Source organism: Micromonospora matsumotoense, from assembly GCF_050951065.1.
Taxonomy (GTDB): Bacteria; Actinomycetota; Actinomycetes; order Mycobacteriales; family Micromonosporaceae; genus Micromonospora; species Micromonospora matsumotoensis.
Map to the genome: position 1 here is coordinate 5,827,768 of NZ_CP192025.1, position 14,203 is coordinate 5,841,970.

General features: G+C 72.0%; 9 protein-coding genes and 1 pseudogene. 2 read left to right on the plus strand and 8 right to left on the minus strand.

All coding sequences use genetic code 11. From position 1 onward, the window contains the following. Positions 1 to 81: 81 nt before the first annotated feature. A complete protein-coding gene (locus ACQP1S_RS24635) occupies positions 82 to 273 on the minus strand; it encodes a DUF397 domain-containing protein (protein ID WP_432899706.1) in 192 nt (63 codons plus the stop codon). Beyond that, on the minus strand, positions 264 to 1,067 hold the full coding sequence (locus ACQP1S_RS24640) for a helix-turn-helix domain-containing protein (protein WP_432899709.1): 804 nt from the start codon (positions 1,065 to 1,067) through the stop codon (positions 264 to 266). The genes ACQP1S_RS24635 and ACQP1S_RS24640 overlap by 10 nt, the downstream gene beginning before the upstream one ends. A gap of 493 nt (positions 1,068 to 1,560) precedes the next feature. Between ACQP1S_RS24640 and ACQP1S_RS24645 the strand changes: the two genes are divergently transcribed. After that, positions 1,561 to 1,755 carry a flavin reductase gene (locus ACQP1S_RS24645; protein ID WP_432899711.1) on the plus strand — a complete coding sequence of 65 codons (195 nt, stop codon included), beginning with the start codon at positions 1,561 to 1,563 and terminating at the stop codon, positions 1,753 to 1,755. Between the two features lie 213 nt (positions 1,756 to 1,968). On the opposite strand, the pseudogene ACQP1S_RS24650 reads toward ACQP1S_RS24645, so the two are convergent. The 6 genes and pseudogenes from ACQP1S_RS24650 to ppdK all read right to left on the minus strand — a co-directional run. Next, a pseudogene (locus ACQP1S_RS24650) lies at positions 1,969 to 2,421 on the minus strand (hypothetical protein); the annotation flags it as partial. Positions 2,422 to 2,798: 377 nt separating this feature from the next. Further along, entirely contained in the window at positions 2,799 to 4,673 is a 1,875-nt protein-coding gene (dnaG, locus tag ACQP1S_RS24655; RefSeq protein WP_432899714.1) for a DNA primase, read from the minus strand. Positions 4,674 to 4,764: 91 nt separating this feature from the next. Then, the gene (locus tag ACQP1S_RS24660; protein ID WP_432899716.1) at positions 4,765 to 6,405 is read right to left on the minus strand and encodes a BCCT family transporter; all 1,641 of its coding nucleotides are present in this window, start codon (positions 6,403 to 6,405) and stop codon (positions 4,765 to 4,767) included. A gap of 59 nt (positions 6,406 to 6,464) precedes the next feature. Beyond that, positions 6,465 to 7,298: a siderophore-interacting protein gene (locus ACQP1S_RS24665; protein WP_432899719.1), complete on the minus strand. Its 834-nt coding sequence runs from the start codon at positions 7,296 to 7,298 to the stop codon at positions 6,465 to 6,467. Positions 7,299 to 7,336: 38 nt separating this feature from the next. After that, positions 7,337 to 8,650, minus strand: coding sequence for a deoxyguanosinetriphosphate triphosphohydrolase (locus tag ACQP1S_RS24670; RefSeq protein ID WP_432899722.1), 1,314 nt, complete (start codon positions 8,648 to 8,650; stop codon positions 7,337 to 7,339). A 240-nt stretch (positions 8,651 to 8,890) separates the two neighbouring features. Beyond that, the gene (gene ppdK / locus ACQP1S_RS24675) at positions 8,891 to 11,593 is read right to left on the minus strand and encodes a pyruvate, phosphate dikinase (protein ID WP_432899725.1); all 2,703 of its coding nucleotides are present in this window, start codon (positions 11,591 to 11,593) and stop codon (positions 8,891 to 8,893) included. 312 nt (positions 11,594 to 11,905) lie between these two features. Here ppdK and ACQP1S_RS24680 point away from each other — a divergent pair, with 312 nt between their 5' ends. Next, complete coding sequence (locus ACQP1S_RS24680; RefSeq protein ID WP_432899728.1) at positions 11,906 to 13,720, plus strand: beta-N-acetylhexosaminidase; 1,815 nt, start codon at positions 11,906 to 11,908, stop codon at positions 13,718 to 13,720. Positions 13,721 to 14,203: the final 483 nt, after the last annotated feature.

Consider the following 14,203-nt stretch of genomic DNA (forward strand, 5'->3'; position numbering starts at 1 on the left):
GCGATGGGATAGCGCCTCCCTACGGCCGGGAGGGCTGCGGTGACGAAGCCACTCGATCGCTCCGGGGCTCAGGTGACCCCGCTATGACCTCCTGGTCATTCCGGCGACGAATGCGCGCCAGGAGTACGGATCAAAGGCCAGTACCGGCCCACTCGGGTCCTTGGAATCCCGCACGATCACCACGCCGGACAGGTTGTCCGCCACCTCGACGCAGTTTCCGCCATCCGGGCCGCTACGAGTGCTCTTACGCCATCGGGCGTCGCTCAGGTCCATGTCTCTGCCACTTCCGCCATCAGTTCGAGGGACTGCTGCTGCGATAGTGCCTCACCACGGATCGACTCCCACACCTCGACCATCTGCCGCACGTAGTCGGTCCGGTCGATCACCTGCCCATGACGCTGTCCCGCGAGGTAGACAAGGTCCTCTGCGTGCTGTGACGAGGCAAGCACGAAGGGTCCGCCGAGCCCCACGTATGCCCCAGCCGCCATCGGCACCACCTGGATTCGAACCCGAGGTAGCGTCGAGCCAACCTTCACCAGATGAAGCAATTGCTCGCGCATCAGTTCCGGCCCTCCGATGCAGCGATGCAGCACGTGCTCGTCGATTACGGCGGTGAATAGAGGTGGCCGCTCCCGGTGGAGTATCGCCTGGCGATCCAGACGGGTCGTCACGTGGTGCTCGATCTCGTCAGGGGCGAACAGTCCGCCGCCGGAGAGTAGCGCGTGAGCATAAGCCTCGGTCTGCAACAGCCCCGGCACGCAGAGCGGTTCGAATGTGCGCAGCGCAGTGGCTTCCTGCTCGATGCCCGCCCAGTCGCGAAACCAGGGCACCACGGTTTCCCGGCTGATCCGCTTCTGGATGCGCTCGAACCGGCCGTCGGTGGTGAACACCGTGTCGCAGCGACGCGCGAAGTCCAGGCTCGGCCGGCGCTCACTGGTCTCCACCTTGGCGACCAGGGCACCCGAATAGCTCAGCGCCTCGGCCAGCGTCGCCTGGGACATGCCGTGGGCGGCCCGCGCGAGCCGCATCTCCTCCGCGAAGTGGTCCAGCATCGACGAGTGCTCCACCAGACAGCCTCCGTACATCCTCGTACCACCCGGAGCCGGCCGGCCCACGCCCCGGCCGTCGGCACGGCGAATCCCCCACCGTAGCCGAGACATCTACAGACTGTCACTCAGCGGGACCGCTCCCGGGATCGGACGGCGGGCGGAACCAGGCCGGGAGCGTCCGCCGGTGACGACGTCGGCGGGCGCTCCCCTCCACTCTCGACGGAGGCTCGACCATGCGACTGACGCTCCGGCCGCGCTACGCACTCTCGCGGTGCCACAGCCCGCGACCCGGCGGACCGGCCCACAATAGACCGGCCCACGCCAGACCGAGCCACGACGGAACCAGCCACAGCGGACCGGACCACCGCAGAGCGGCCCACGGCAGAGCTGACCAGGGTGGACCAGGGCACGGCGGGTCGGGCGGTCACGGGTCGGGCGGTCACGGGTCAGGGCTGCGCTGATGCCCCGGTACCGCCCGCATGTGGCTGCCCGCCCCTCCTGGCGTTGCCGGGTGTGCGGGGCAGCCTGGCCGTGCTCGCCGGCCCGACTGGCGCTGCTCGGGGAGTACCGCGAGGATCGCACCGCCCTGTTGTTCTACCTGGGCACCCTGCTAGGCGAGGCGATGAGCGACCTCGCCACCCTGCACGACGGCGTCACGCCACCCGACCTGACCGCACGCATCGTCACCTGGGCGCGAGCCCGATGACCTGACCGGTTCGAGGCCGAGCGACTGAGATCTTGGAGGATTTCGGCCCCTCTGGGGGCCGTTTGCCACCAAGATCTACCCGGGTCCGGGTTCGCAGCCCCGTGATCAACTCAGTGGGGTCGGTGGAGCGGTGTCGGCTTCGCTTTGGTACCCGCCCTGTCGTCGCAGGTGCGAACGTGTCCAGTGACCGCGCGGGGCGGCACCCGTTCCGGGTCAGAGGTCGGCGGGGGCGGTGGCGGCGCGGGCGGCGGCGACCAACTGGTCGGTTTCGGCGCGTACCCCGTCGGCGTCGACCGGGGTGCCGGGGTCGTAGCGGACCGTCCAGGTCAGACCGTCCGCCCCGGCCACCCGCCGGGCCGCGATCCGGCCTGAGCCGCCGGGCACCGGGTGCTGCTGGGTGTACGCCACCGAGCGGGTCACCCGCGCGCGCACCTGATGCGGCAGGTCCCCCGGATCGAGCAGCAGGTACGTCTCGACGGGACGGTCGGCGACCACCTGGTAGCCGTCCCGCTCGGCGACCGTCTCCGCCACCGTGACGGTCAGCTCCCGCCCGGACCAGACGGCCTTGAGGATGTCGTGCCAGCCCAGCCGCTCCCCCCGGCCGGGCAGCCAGAGCCCGAGGTTGGTGGCCACCAGCACCCCGCCACCGGCACCCGCCGGCGCTGAGGTGCTCCCCCCGCCGTCGACGCCTGCCGAGGCACCGTCGCCCACGCCTGCCGAGGCACCGTCCCCGACGCCTGCCGAGGCACCGTCCCCGACGCCTGCCGAGGCACCGTCCCCGACGCCTGCCGAGGCACCGTCCCCGACGCCTGCCGAGGCACCGTCGCCGACAGCGTCCGGGGCGTCCTCGCCGCTGCTGGCAGCTGCCGCCGCGCCGGCACGGGTGGCCGTACCCTCGTCGTCGCCCCCTGCCGACGCGCGGGCAGGAGCGGCGGTCGGTGTGCCGGCGCTGCCGGCGGCGGCCCAGGCCAGCACCCGTTCACCGGCGGCCAGCACGGGGCGGGCGGCGGGTGGCAGCTTGGGTTTGCGGCCGAACAGTCCCATCAGAGTCCTCCTGCGGCCTGCTCGCGCAGGGCCCGCGCGTGCTGTTCCAGCGAGAGCAGTTCCCCGAAGAGGGCGAAGTACTCGTCCTTCTGGGTGACCGGGTTGATCCGCTGGATCTTGGACTTGAGGTCCCGGATCCGGGCGGTCACCGAGCCCCACTGCAACTGGGCGAGGGTGCTGGAGACGTACCTCGGGTCGGGTTCGCCGTCGAGCCGCAGGGGCTCCACGGCCAGCTCACCGACGAGCGCCTGGGCGGCCAGATCCTCGCAGGCGTCGCGGACCGCCTCGATCCACACCGCGCCGCCGGCCGCCACCGCCACCCCGCCGGCCGCCGCGATCGCCGTACGGACCGCCACGTGCACCGGGTGCCGGTATTCCACGGCCTCGACCGCGTCGAACATCGGCCCGGCGAGGACCGGCTCCTGGAGGGCGAGCTTCAACGCCTCCCGCTCGACCATCGACTCCGGGCTGTCCACGGCGGGCGTGGCCGGGCGGGTCCGGCCCCGGGGCGGGGCGGCGGCCTCCCGCTCCCCGGGAGCGTGGGCGGCGGCCAGCACCGCCCGCTGCACCGGCTCGATCTCCATGCCGAGGTCACCGGCGAGCTTGCGGACGTACTCGGGACGCTTCTCCCGGTCCTTGATCTTGGCGACCAGGGGCGCAGCCCGGCGCATCGCCTCCACCCGGCCGTCCACGGTGTCCAGGTCGTAGCGGTTGATCACGTGCCGGAGGGCGAAGTCGACAAGCGGCTCGCGGCGGGCCACCAGGTCGCGGATCGCCAGGTCGCCCTTTGCCAACCGCAGGTCGCACGGGTCCATGTTGTCCGGGCTGACCGCGATGAAGGTACGCCCGACGAAGCGCTGGTCGTCCTCGAAGGCGCGCAGCGCGGCCTTCTGCCCGGCGGCGTCCCCGTCGAAGGTGAAGATGACCTCACCGGCCACCGCGTCGGTGTCGAGCAACAGCCGACGCAGCACGGCGATGTGATCGGCGCCGAAGGCGGTGCCGCAGGTCGCCACGGCGGTGGGGACCCCGGCCAGGTGGCAGGCCATCACGTCGGTGTAGCCCTCGACGACGACCACCCGGCCCTGCTTGGCGATCTCCCGCTTGGCCTGGTCGATGCCGTAGAGGACGTGCGACTTCTTGTAGATCGGCGTCTCGGGGGTGTTCAGGTATTTCGGGCCGTCGTCGTCGTCGAAGAGTTTCCGCGCCCCGAAGCCGATCACGTCCCCGGCGATGTCCCGGATCGGCCACATCAGCCGACGCCGGAACCGGTCGATCAGGGTGCCCGAGCGGGACGGGCGGGACAGCCCGCCGGTGACCAACTCGTCGTGGCTGAACCCCTGCTGGCGCAGGTGCTTGGTGAGCAGGTCCCACGCGTCCGGGGCGAAGCCGCAGCCGTACCGCTGCGCGGCGGCCCGGTCGAAGCCGCGACGGGCCAGGAACTCCCGGGCCGGGCGGGCCCCGGCCGTGGTGAGCTGCGACTGGTAGAACTCCACGGCGGCGGCGTGCGCGGCCACCAGCCGCTGCTTCTGCCCCTGCTGCGGTCGGGCCCGGGGCGCGGCCTGGTCACCCTCGACGTAGCGCAGCTGGATGCCGACCCGGTCGGCGAGCCGCTCGACGGACTCGATGAAGGTGAGATGCTCCGCGTCCATCAGGAACTTGATCGCGTCGCCGCCGACCCCGCAGCCGAAGCAGTAGAAGACGTTGCGGGCCGGCGAGACGTTGAACGACGGGCTCTTCTCGTCGTGGAACGGGCAGAGGCCCTTGAGGTTGCCACCACCGGCCGACTTGAGGGTCACCGTGTCCGAGATGACCTCCGCGATGGAGGTCCGCTCGCGGACCAACGCGATGTCCTCGTCCCTGATCCGGCCAGCCACCGACGCCACCTCCTCGGGCTACATCCTGCCCTGCCGCACCGACGATCCGCCGTCGGGGGGACGCCGGGTGGCCCACCCTGCCGGCTCCCGCTCACGGGGTACGCCGATGCAGCCACCGCGTCACCGGCGGCGGGTTCTCCTCCTCGTACGACCGGGCGGCCCGCACGGCGGCGGCCAGCCCGGACCGCCGCCCCCGACCCATCTGCGGGCTGACGGCCGGGTCCCGGGCCAGGTCACGCAGCAGCGCCACGGCCAGGCCGAGCATCACCACCACGAACGGCAGCGCCACCATGATCGTCGCCTGTTGCAGGGCGGACAGCCCGCCGGCGAGCAGCAGCGCGCCGGCCACCGCGCCGATCAGCACACCCCAGGTCACCACCAGCAGCCGATGCGGGCGCAACGCGCCGCCGGAGGTCAGCGAGCCGAGCACCAGGGAGGCCGAGTCGGCGCTGGTCACGAAGTAGAGCCCGATGAGGATCATGGCGAGCACACTGGTCAAGGTCGTCAGCGGCAACACCTCCAGCAGACCGAACAGCGCCCGCTCGCTTCCCCTGCCCACGTCCCCGACCAGATCCCGGGCGCCGGTGGCCTGGGCCCGCAGCGCGCTGCCGCCCAGCACCGCGAACCAGACCGCGCTGGCCCCGCTGGGCACGAGCAGCACCCCCACCAGGAACTGTCGGATGGTGCGGCCCAGGGAGATCCGGGCGATGAAGGTGCCCACGAACGGGGCCCAGGAGATCCACCACGCCCAGTAGAAGATCGTCCAGGCAGCCAGCCAGGACGGGTCGGAGAAGGCACCGGTCCGGGTGGACATGAAGATCAGGCTGCTCAGATAGTCCCCGACGGAGGCCGGCAGCACCTCCAGCGTGTAGATGGTCGGGCCGACCACGAACACGAACGCCATCAGCAGTACGGCCAGCACCACGTTGACGGTGGAGAGCCACTTCACCCCCCGGTGCAGGCCGGAGAAGGCGGACAGGACGAAGGCCAGGGTGAGCGCGCCGATCACGATCAGCTCCACCGCCCTGGTCTCCCGTACGCCTGCCACCAGGTTCAGGCCGGCGGCCACCTGGAGGGCACCGAGCCCCAGACTGGTCGCCGAACCGAACACGGTGGCGAAGACCGCCAGCAGATCCACGCACCGCCCTGCCAGGCCGTCGGCCCGTGCCCCGAGCAGCGGATGGAAGGCGGCCGAGATGCGGTTGTCGCGCCCCTTGCGGAAGGTCGAGTAGGCCATGGCGAGCGCGGCGATCGCATAGATCCCCCACGGGTGCAGCGTCCAGTGGAAGAGCGTGTACCGCATCGCCGCCGCCCCGGCGGCCGATGTCTGCGCCTCGATGCCGGTGCCCGGCGGCGGGGTGGCGTAGTGCTGGATCGGCTCGGCCACCGCGAAGAAGACCAGGCCGATCCCCATCCCGGCACTGAACATCATGGCCACCCAGGCCAACGTGCTGAACTCGGGCTCGTCGTCGTCGGCGCCCAGCCGGATCCGGCCGTAGCGGGAGGCCGCGATCACCACCGCGAGCACCAGGAAGGCATCGGCCGCGACGACGAAGAACCAGCCGAAGGTGCCGATCACCCAGGCGAGTCCGGACTCACCGAAGGAGGCGAGCGAGTCGCGGGCGGTCACCCCCCAGACCACCACGGCCAGCACGCCACCCAGGCTCAGCGCGAGCACCACCGGATCGGGTCTGCGGGTCGCCGCCGTCCGTTCCTGTCTTCCCATGGTCACATCGTCTGGCCCCCACCCGGCAGGCGCGACGGATATCGCCACTTCTCACCGCTGCGGAGTCAGCCGACGGTGGCGGCTTCCTCGGCCTCGACCTGCTGGTTCCAGTCCTGCTTGGTGGAACGCCAGCCCTCGTCGTCCATGCCCTGCCGCCAGTAGCCGGAGATGGACAGCGCCTCCCGGGGCACCGACCGCTCCACCCGCAACAGCCGCCGCAGCTCCTTGACGAAGGTGGCCTCGCCGTGCACGAAGGCGTGCACCCGACCGGGCGGGAACTCCAGCTCACGCACCGCCGCGACCAGGGCCTCGCCGACCGGCCGGTCGCCCCGGTGCAGCCAGGTCAGCGTCATCGCACCGGGACTGCGCAGCGGCTGCTCCTCGGCCCGGTCGGTGACCTCGACCAGGACGACAGCGAGGGCGCCCTCGGGCAGCCGCTCCACCGCAGCGCCGATCGCCGGCAGCGCACTCTCGTCGCCCACCAGCAGGTGCCAGTCCGCCGTCGGATCCGGCGCGTACGCCCCACCAGGCCCGACGAACAGCACCTCGTCGCCGGGGCGCAGCCGGGCCGCCCAGGGACCGGCCAGCCCCACGTCCCCGTGGTGCACCACGTCCACGGTCATCTCCCCGGCCGCCGCGTCCCAGGCCCGCACGGTGTACGCCCGCAACCGGGGCCACTGCTCGCGGGGCAGGTCCCGCTTGATCGCCGCCAGGTCCAGCGGCCTCGGCAGGTCCACGCCGGGCGGCGGAAAGACCAGCTTGATGTAGTGGTCGGTGAACTCCCCCACGGGCAGCCCGACCAGCTCCTCCCCACCGAGAACGAGTCGGATCAGATGCGGCGTGGGTCGTCCCGTCCGCACCACCCGAGCCGAAGTAACCGTTCTTGACCGCTCCGCCATGGCACTAAGGTTAGCCTAACTTTCTGCTGCGGGTGGATTCAGGTCAGCTGGGTGTGCCAGCGCAGGGCGGCGGGGTCGGTGAGGGAGGCGACCTGGTCGATGATCACGCGGAGGCGGGCGGGGTCGTCCTCGGCCTCTCGCCACAGGGGGGCGAAGATTGGGTCCAGGGCTTGCGGGGCGCGGTCGGTGAGCGCGGTGACCAGTTCGGTGAGGACTTCCCGCTGACGTTGGTAGCGGGTGCGGGCGTCCGGACGGCACATCACGTACCGCCAGGCGATGCCCTTGAGCAGCGCACACTGCGCCCTGATCCGGCGCGGCACCACCAGGTCGGCGGCGTACCGGTGGTGCGGGCCGGGGCCGAAGCGCTCCCGGGTCGCCCCCACCACGGTCGCCACGAACCGGCCGGTGAGCACGCTGGTGGTGGTCTTGAGCGCGACCTGCGCCCGGTGGCTGCCGTCGTACCCGGCCAGCGGGGTGAGTGCCGGATCGGCGAGCAGTTCGACCAGCACCCCTTCGAGGTCGGCCGGGGACTCCCCGGAGTAGACGGCGGCCACGTCGACGCAGAGCGCCGCCCGCTCGGCCGGGTCGTCGAGGAGTGGGCGCAGCGAGACGTAGCCGCCGTGGATGCCGTCCTCGACGTCGTGCACCGAGTACGCCACGTCGTCGGCCCAGTCCATCACCTGCGCCTCCAGGCACCGGCGGGCCCCACCGAACGGGTCGACGGCAGGCAGGTCGGGAGCGGCGGGGCTGCCGGCGCGTAGCCAGTCGAAGACCGGGCGGTCGTCGCCGTACACGCCGAACTTGCGCAGCCCGGGGCGGCGCGGCCACGGGTACTTGCTCACCGCGTCGAGCGCGGCCCGGGTGAGGTTGAGCCCGGCGGAGCTGCCGTCCGGGGCGAGCACCTTGGCCTCCAGCCGGGTCAGCACCCGCAGCGTCTGCGCGTTGCCCTCGAAGCCGCCGCAGGACGCGGCGAGCCCGTCCAGGGTGTCCTCGCCGTTGTGCCCGAAGGGCGGGTGCCCGAGGTCGTGGGCCAGCCCGGCGGTGTCCACCAGATCCGGGTCGCAGCCGAGCCGGGCACCCATCTCCCGGGCGATCTGAGCCACCTCCAGCGAGTGGGTCAACCGGGTACGCAGGAAGTCGTCGGTGCCGGCCACGTGCACCTGGGTCTTCGCGGCGAGCCGGCGGAAGGCCGCCGAGTGCAGCACCCGGGCCCGGTCCCGCTCGTACGGGGACCGGCCGTGGCCGGTGTCCTTCGGCGTCTCCGCGACCCACCGTCGCGCATCGGAGGGCTCCCCGGCGGTGGAGCGCCCCCCGGCAGTGAAGCGCCCCCCGGCAGCGGGTTCGGCGGGCATCTCAGCCCCGCCGCCGCAGCACGGGGAACTCGTCGCCCCCGGGTCCGGCCAGCATGATCGTGCCGGTTCCGGGCCGGCCGGCATCGACGGTCACGCTCACCCAGCCGCTGGTCATCCGGCCACCCCTTCACCGTCGTACCCCATGGTCGCGGGAGAGCCCAGGTTACGCCGCACCGGGCCGGACAGCGCACGCACCGGCGGCGGCCGGTGGGGCCGCCGCCGGGTGACCGTGGCGGGTGGTCAGCGGCTGTCCGAGCCGGTGGTCTCGATGGCGGCCCGGCCGGCTTCCAGCCGGGCGACCGGCACCCGGAACGGCGAGCAGGAGACGTAGTCCAGCCCCACCTCGTGGAAGAAGTGCACCGAGTCGGGGTCGCCGCCGTGTTCGCCGCAGATGCCGAGCTTCAGCCCGGGGCGGGCGGCCCGGCCCTCCTCGGCGGCGATCCGGATCAGCCGGCCGACCCCGTCGCGGTCGATCGACTCGAACGGGGAGATGCCGAAGATGCCCAGCTCCAGGTAGCGCCAGAAGAACGCCCCCTCGACGTCGTCGCGGGAGAAGCCCCAGGCCATCTGGGTGAGGTCGTTGGTGCCGAAGGAGAAGAACTGCGCCGCCTCGGCGATCTGCCCGGCGGTCAGCGCCGCCCGGGGCACCTCGATCATGGTGCCGATCAGCACCTCGACCCCGCTGTCCCCGACCACCTCGGCGATGATCTTTTCGGCTTCGGCGCGTACCGTCTCCAGCTCCTGGACCGCGCCGACCAGCGGGACCATGATCTCCGGGCGGGCCGCGCCGCCGTCGCGGGTGACCGCGACGGCGGCCTCGGCGATCGCCCGGACCTGCATCGCGAACAGGCCGGGGATGACCAGGCCGAGGCGCACACCGCGCAGGCCGAGCATCGGGTTCTCCTCGTGCATCCGTCGGACGGCGGCGAGCAGCGCCTCCTCCTTGGCGACGTCCTCGCCGCGTTCCTGGGCGACCGCGACGTTGACCGCGAGTTGTTCCAGCGGGGGCAGGAACTCGTGTAGCGGCGGGTCGATCAGCCGGACGGTGACGGGCAGGCCGTCCATCTCGCGGAAGATCTCCACGAAGTCCTGGCGCTGCAGGGGCAGCAGAGCGGCGAGGGCGTCGGTGCGGTCGGTGTCGGTGGCCGCGAGGATCAGTCGTTCGACCAGCTCCCGCCGGTCGCCGAGGAACATGTGCTCGGTGCGGCACAGGCCGATGCCCTCGGCGCCGAACCGCCGGGCCCGGGCCGCGTCCGCCCCGGTGTCGGCGTTCGTCCGCACGGCCAGCCGCCGCCGGTCGTCGGCGTGCGTCATGATCCGGTGTACGGCCCGGACCAGCGCGTTGTCGACGTGCGCCGGGTCGAGGCTGCCCTCGAAGTACTGCACCACCTCGGACGGCATGACCGGCACCTCGCCCAGGTAGACCCTGCCGGTGGTGCCGTCGATGGAGATGACGTCACCCTCACCGACGGTGTGCCCGCCGACGGTGAACCGCTTCGCCGGCACGTTCACCTCGATCTCGTCGGCCCCGGAGACGCAGGTCTTGCCCATCCCCCGGGCCACCACGGCGGCGTGGCTGGTCTTGCCGCCGCGCGAGGTGAGGATGCCCTGGGCGGCGATCATGCCGTTGAGGTCGTCGGGGTTGGTCTCCCGACGGACCAGGATCACCGACCGGCCCTCGGCGGCCAGCTCGACCGCGCGGGCGGAGGTGAAGACCACCGTGCCGGAGGCGGCCCCCGGGGAGGCGCCGATGCCCCGGGCGACCGGCACGAAGTCGTGGTCGAGCTGGAAGCGGGGGAACATCAACTGGGCGAGCTGCGCCCCGTTGACCCGGTGCAGCGCCTCGTCCAGGTCGATCAGGCCCTCGTCGACGAGCTGTCCGGCGATGACGAACGCGGCGGCGGCGGTGCGCTTGCCCACCCGGGTCTGGAGCATCCAGAGCTTGCCCCGTTCGATGGTGAACTCGATGTCGCAGAGATCCTGGTAGTGCCCCTCCAGCCGGGCCATGATGTCGAGCAGCTGGTGGTAGGACTTCGGGTCGAGCTGCTCCAGCTCCTGCAACGGCACGGTGTTGCGGATGCCGGCGACGACGTCCTCACCCTGGGCGTTGGCCAGGTAGTCGCCGTAGATGCCCTGCGCGCCGCTGCCCGGGTCGCGGGTGAAGGCGACCCCGGTGCCGGAGTCGGGACCGAGGTTGCCGAAGACCATCGTCACCACGTTGACCGCGGTGCCCAGGTCGGCCGGGATGCGCTCCTGGCGGCGGTAGAGGATCGCCCGCTCGGCGTTCCACGACTCGAACACCGCCCGGATGGCCAGGTCGAGCTGCTCACGTGGCTCCTGCGGGAACTCCCGCCCGGTGTGCCCGGCAAAGATCTTCTTGTACGCCTCGACCAGCCCGCGCAGGTCGTCGGCGTCCAGGTCCAGGTCGTCGGTGCTGCCCTTGGCGCGCTTGGCCTCGTCGAGGGCGTGCGCGAACTCCTCGCCCGGCACCTCGCACACGGTCTTGCCGAACATCTGGATCAGCCGCCGGTAGGAGTCCCAGGCGAACCGGTCGTTCCCCCCGGCCTGGCTGCTCAGGCCGACGACGCTGTGGTCGTTGAGGCCCACGTTGAGGACGGTCTCCATCATGCCGGGCATCGAGAACCGGGCGCCGGAGCGTACCGAGACCAGCAGCGGGTCGTCCGGGTCACCGAGGCGGCGGCCCATCTCGCGTTCCAGAGCCTCCAGGTGGGCCTCGATCTGCCCGGCCAGCCCGTCCGGCTCCCGCCCGGTCGCCAGGTACGCCTTGCAGGCCTCGGTGGTGATGGTGAACCCGGGTGGCACCGGCAGACCGAGATTGGTCATCTCGGCGAGATTGGCACCCTTTCCACCGAGCAGGTCCTTGAGATCCCTGTTTCCCTCGGCGAAGTCGTAGACGTACTTATCCGTCTCGTGCGCTGTCACCAGAAGCCTCCCACGCGCGCCGGAATTGACACTTAACGAAGGTTCAGTTCTGACCTACCCCGGGCCAACCTCCGGCAATCCGGCCTGGTCAGCGTTCGGTGGGCGAAGGTTAAGCGAACATCGGGCGGCCTGGGACCGTTCGGTGACAATAGGCACAGCCATCACGACTATCCGCGTTCGCGACGGTTTCTGGGAACGCTTCCATGCGCATGATCACGCAATTCCGCTTCCTCCCCGTACCCTTGACGTCACCGGTTCCGTCAAACCTGACCTTTGCCATATCCCTCGCGAATACACCCCGGGAGCTGCCCCGTGTCGCTCACCTCACATGCCGGCGTCACCCCCGTCCCCGAGCAGCCGGACCCGGCCGCCGACGTCCCGACCACGGCCGACCTGACCCCCAGCGAGCCGGCCACGCCCGACCTGGCCGCGAGCGTGCTGGTCACGGCGGAGGAGCCGGCCGCAGCAGTGCTGGCGGGCAGCGCCGCCGAGGCCGCCGACCGGCTGCTCACCCGGCCGACGATCGGGCTGGGCGACGTGGTGCCGGCGCCCGCGTCGGTCACGCCGCGCCCGGCCGCGAACTTCGTCATCCCGGCCGACGCGGCGGTACGGGTGAGCGCCGACCCGGCCGCCCAGGACGTCGCCGCACAGCTCGCGGAGCTGCTGCGCCCCGCCACCGGCCTTCCGCTGCCGGTCACCGACCTGCCCGCCGCCCCGGGCGCGCTGATGCTGACCCTGGCCGCGACCGCGCCGCGCGGGTCGACGGCGGTGCGGGAGTGGGCGGAGGAGGAGTACCGGCTCGACGTCGACGTCGACGGGGTACGCATCACCGCCGGCACCGCGAACGGCCTCTTCCACGGCGTACAGACGCTGCGGCAACTGCTGCCGACGGCCGTGGAGAGCCGGACCCCGGTGGCCGAGCGTTGGGTGGTGCCCGGCGGCACGATCGTCGACCGGCCCCGCTTCCCCTACCGGGGCGCGATGCTCGACGTGGCGCGGCACTTCTTCACCGTCGACGACGTGTGCCGGGTGATCGACCACCTGGCCCGGTACAAGCTCAACCACCTGCACCTGCACCTCACCGACGACCAGGGCTGGCGGATCGCCGTCGACTCCTGGCCCCGGCTGGCCGCCGTCGGCGGGAGCACCGGGGTGGGTGGTGGCCCCGGTGGCTGGTACACCGCCGCCGACTACCGGCGCATCGTCGGGTACGCCGCCCGTCGACACGTCACCGTCGTACCCGAGGTGGACCTGCCCGGCCACACCAACGCGGCGCTGGTGGCCTACCCGGAGCTGGCGCCGGACAAGGTCGCGCCGCCGCCGTACACCGGCACCGAGGTCGGCTTCAGCTACGTCGACCCCACCGACGAGCGGACGTACGACTTCGTCGCCGACGTGCTCGGTGAGGTGGCCGCGCTGACTCCCGGGCCGTGGCTGCACATCGGTGGTGACGAGGCGTTCAAGGTCAAGGGTGCGGCGTACACCGGTTTCGTGGAGCGGGTGCAGCGGATCGTCGCCGGGCTCGGCCGGACCGTGGTCGGGTGGCACCAGATCGCCCCCGCCGGGCAGGTCGACGGACGGGTGCTCCAGTGGTGGGGCACGAACGGCGACGACCCGACCGTGGCCGAGGCGGTACGGCGGGGCGCCCGGCTGATCCTCTCCCCCGGCAACCACGCATACCTGGACATGAAGTACGCGCCGGACACTCCGCTCGGACACGACTGGGCGGGCCTGATCGACGTGCACCGGGCGTACCACTGGGACCCGGCGACCCACCTCGCCGACGTCCCGGCGGAGGCGGTGCTCGGCGTGGAGGCCCCGCTCTGGACCGAGTCGGTGACCTCGTTGGCCGAGATCGAGTTCCTGTTCTTCCCGCGCCTGCCCGCCCTCGCCGAGCTGGCCTGGTCCGCGCCGTCGACCCGGAGCTGGACGGGATTCCGGGAGCGGCTGGCCGGCCAGGGCCCGCGCTGGCACGCCGCCGGCATCACCTTCCACCCGTCCCCGGAGATCCCCTGGCCCGCCACGTCAGCCGGCGGGCATCTCCCCGGCACCGCAGGTACGTACCGCAATCCCACCCCCCGCCAGCCCTCACCCGGCCGAGACCTCACCGCACCCGACACCCGCTGACGACCCTGCACTCCCGAACCCGCCGCCCAGCTCCGCCCTGCCAGCTCTCCGGCCCGGCGGGCTCCCCGTCACGGCGGGCTCCCCGACCTGCCGGAGGTCGACCGGCCGGAGGTCGACCGGCCGGAGGTCGACCGGCCGGAGGTCGACCGGCCGACCTCCGCACCGACGTCCGACCTGGCGGCTCTCCGACCTGTCGACCACAGCCAGTCACTTCGGGCACAAAAGGCCCACAGATCACCCAGAGTGACCGCTCTCCGGCGTCAATCGGGGACCACCGCCGCCCCTCACCCATGAAAACGCCCTGAGCTGCCCATTCTCATCGCTCCCCGGCACCCACCACATACCTCCCTCGCATCCTTTGCTCTGCTGCCGCATACGCAACAGACACGCCAGGTGACCGTCGCGCGGAAAGCAGCAGAGCAAAGGGAGTGAAGGGGCGATGGTGGGGGCGGCTTGCTATGACGCTGGGTGACCGGATTCGGG

Bases quoted from the DNA above. Each gene is read 5' to 3' on its own strand.
- ACQP1S_RS24670 (WP_432899722.1), bottom strand. From the start codon at position 8,650: ATGCCCGCCGAACCCGCTGCCGGGGGGCGCTTCACTGCCGGGGGGCGC.
- ACQP1S_RS24665 (WP_432899719.1), bottom strand. From the start codon at position 7,298: ATGGCGGAGCGGTCAAGAACGGTTACTTCGGCTCGGGTGGTGCGGACG.
- ACQP1S_RS24635 (WP_432899706.1), bottom strand. From the start codon at position 273: ATGGACCTGAGCGACGCCCGATGGCGTAAGAGCACTCGTAGCGGCCCG.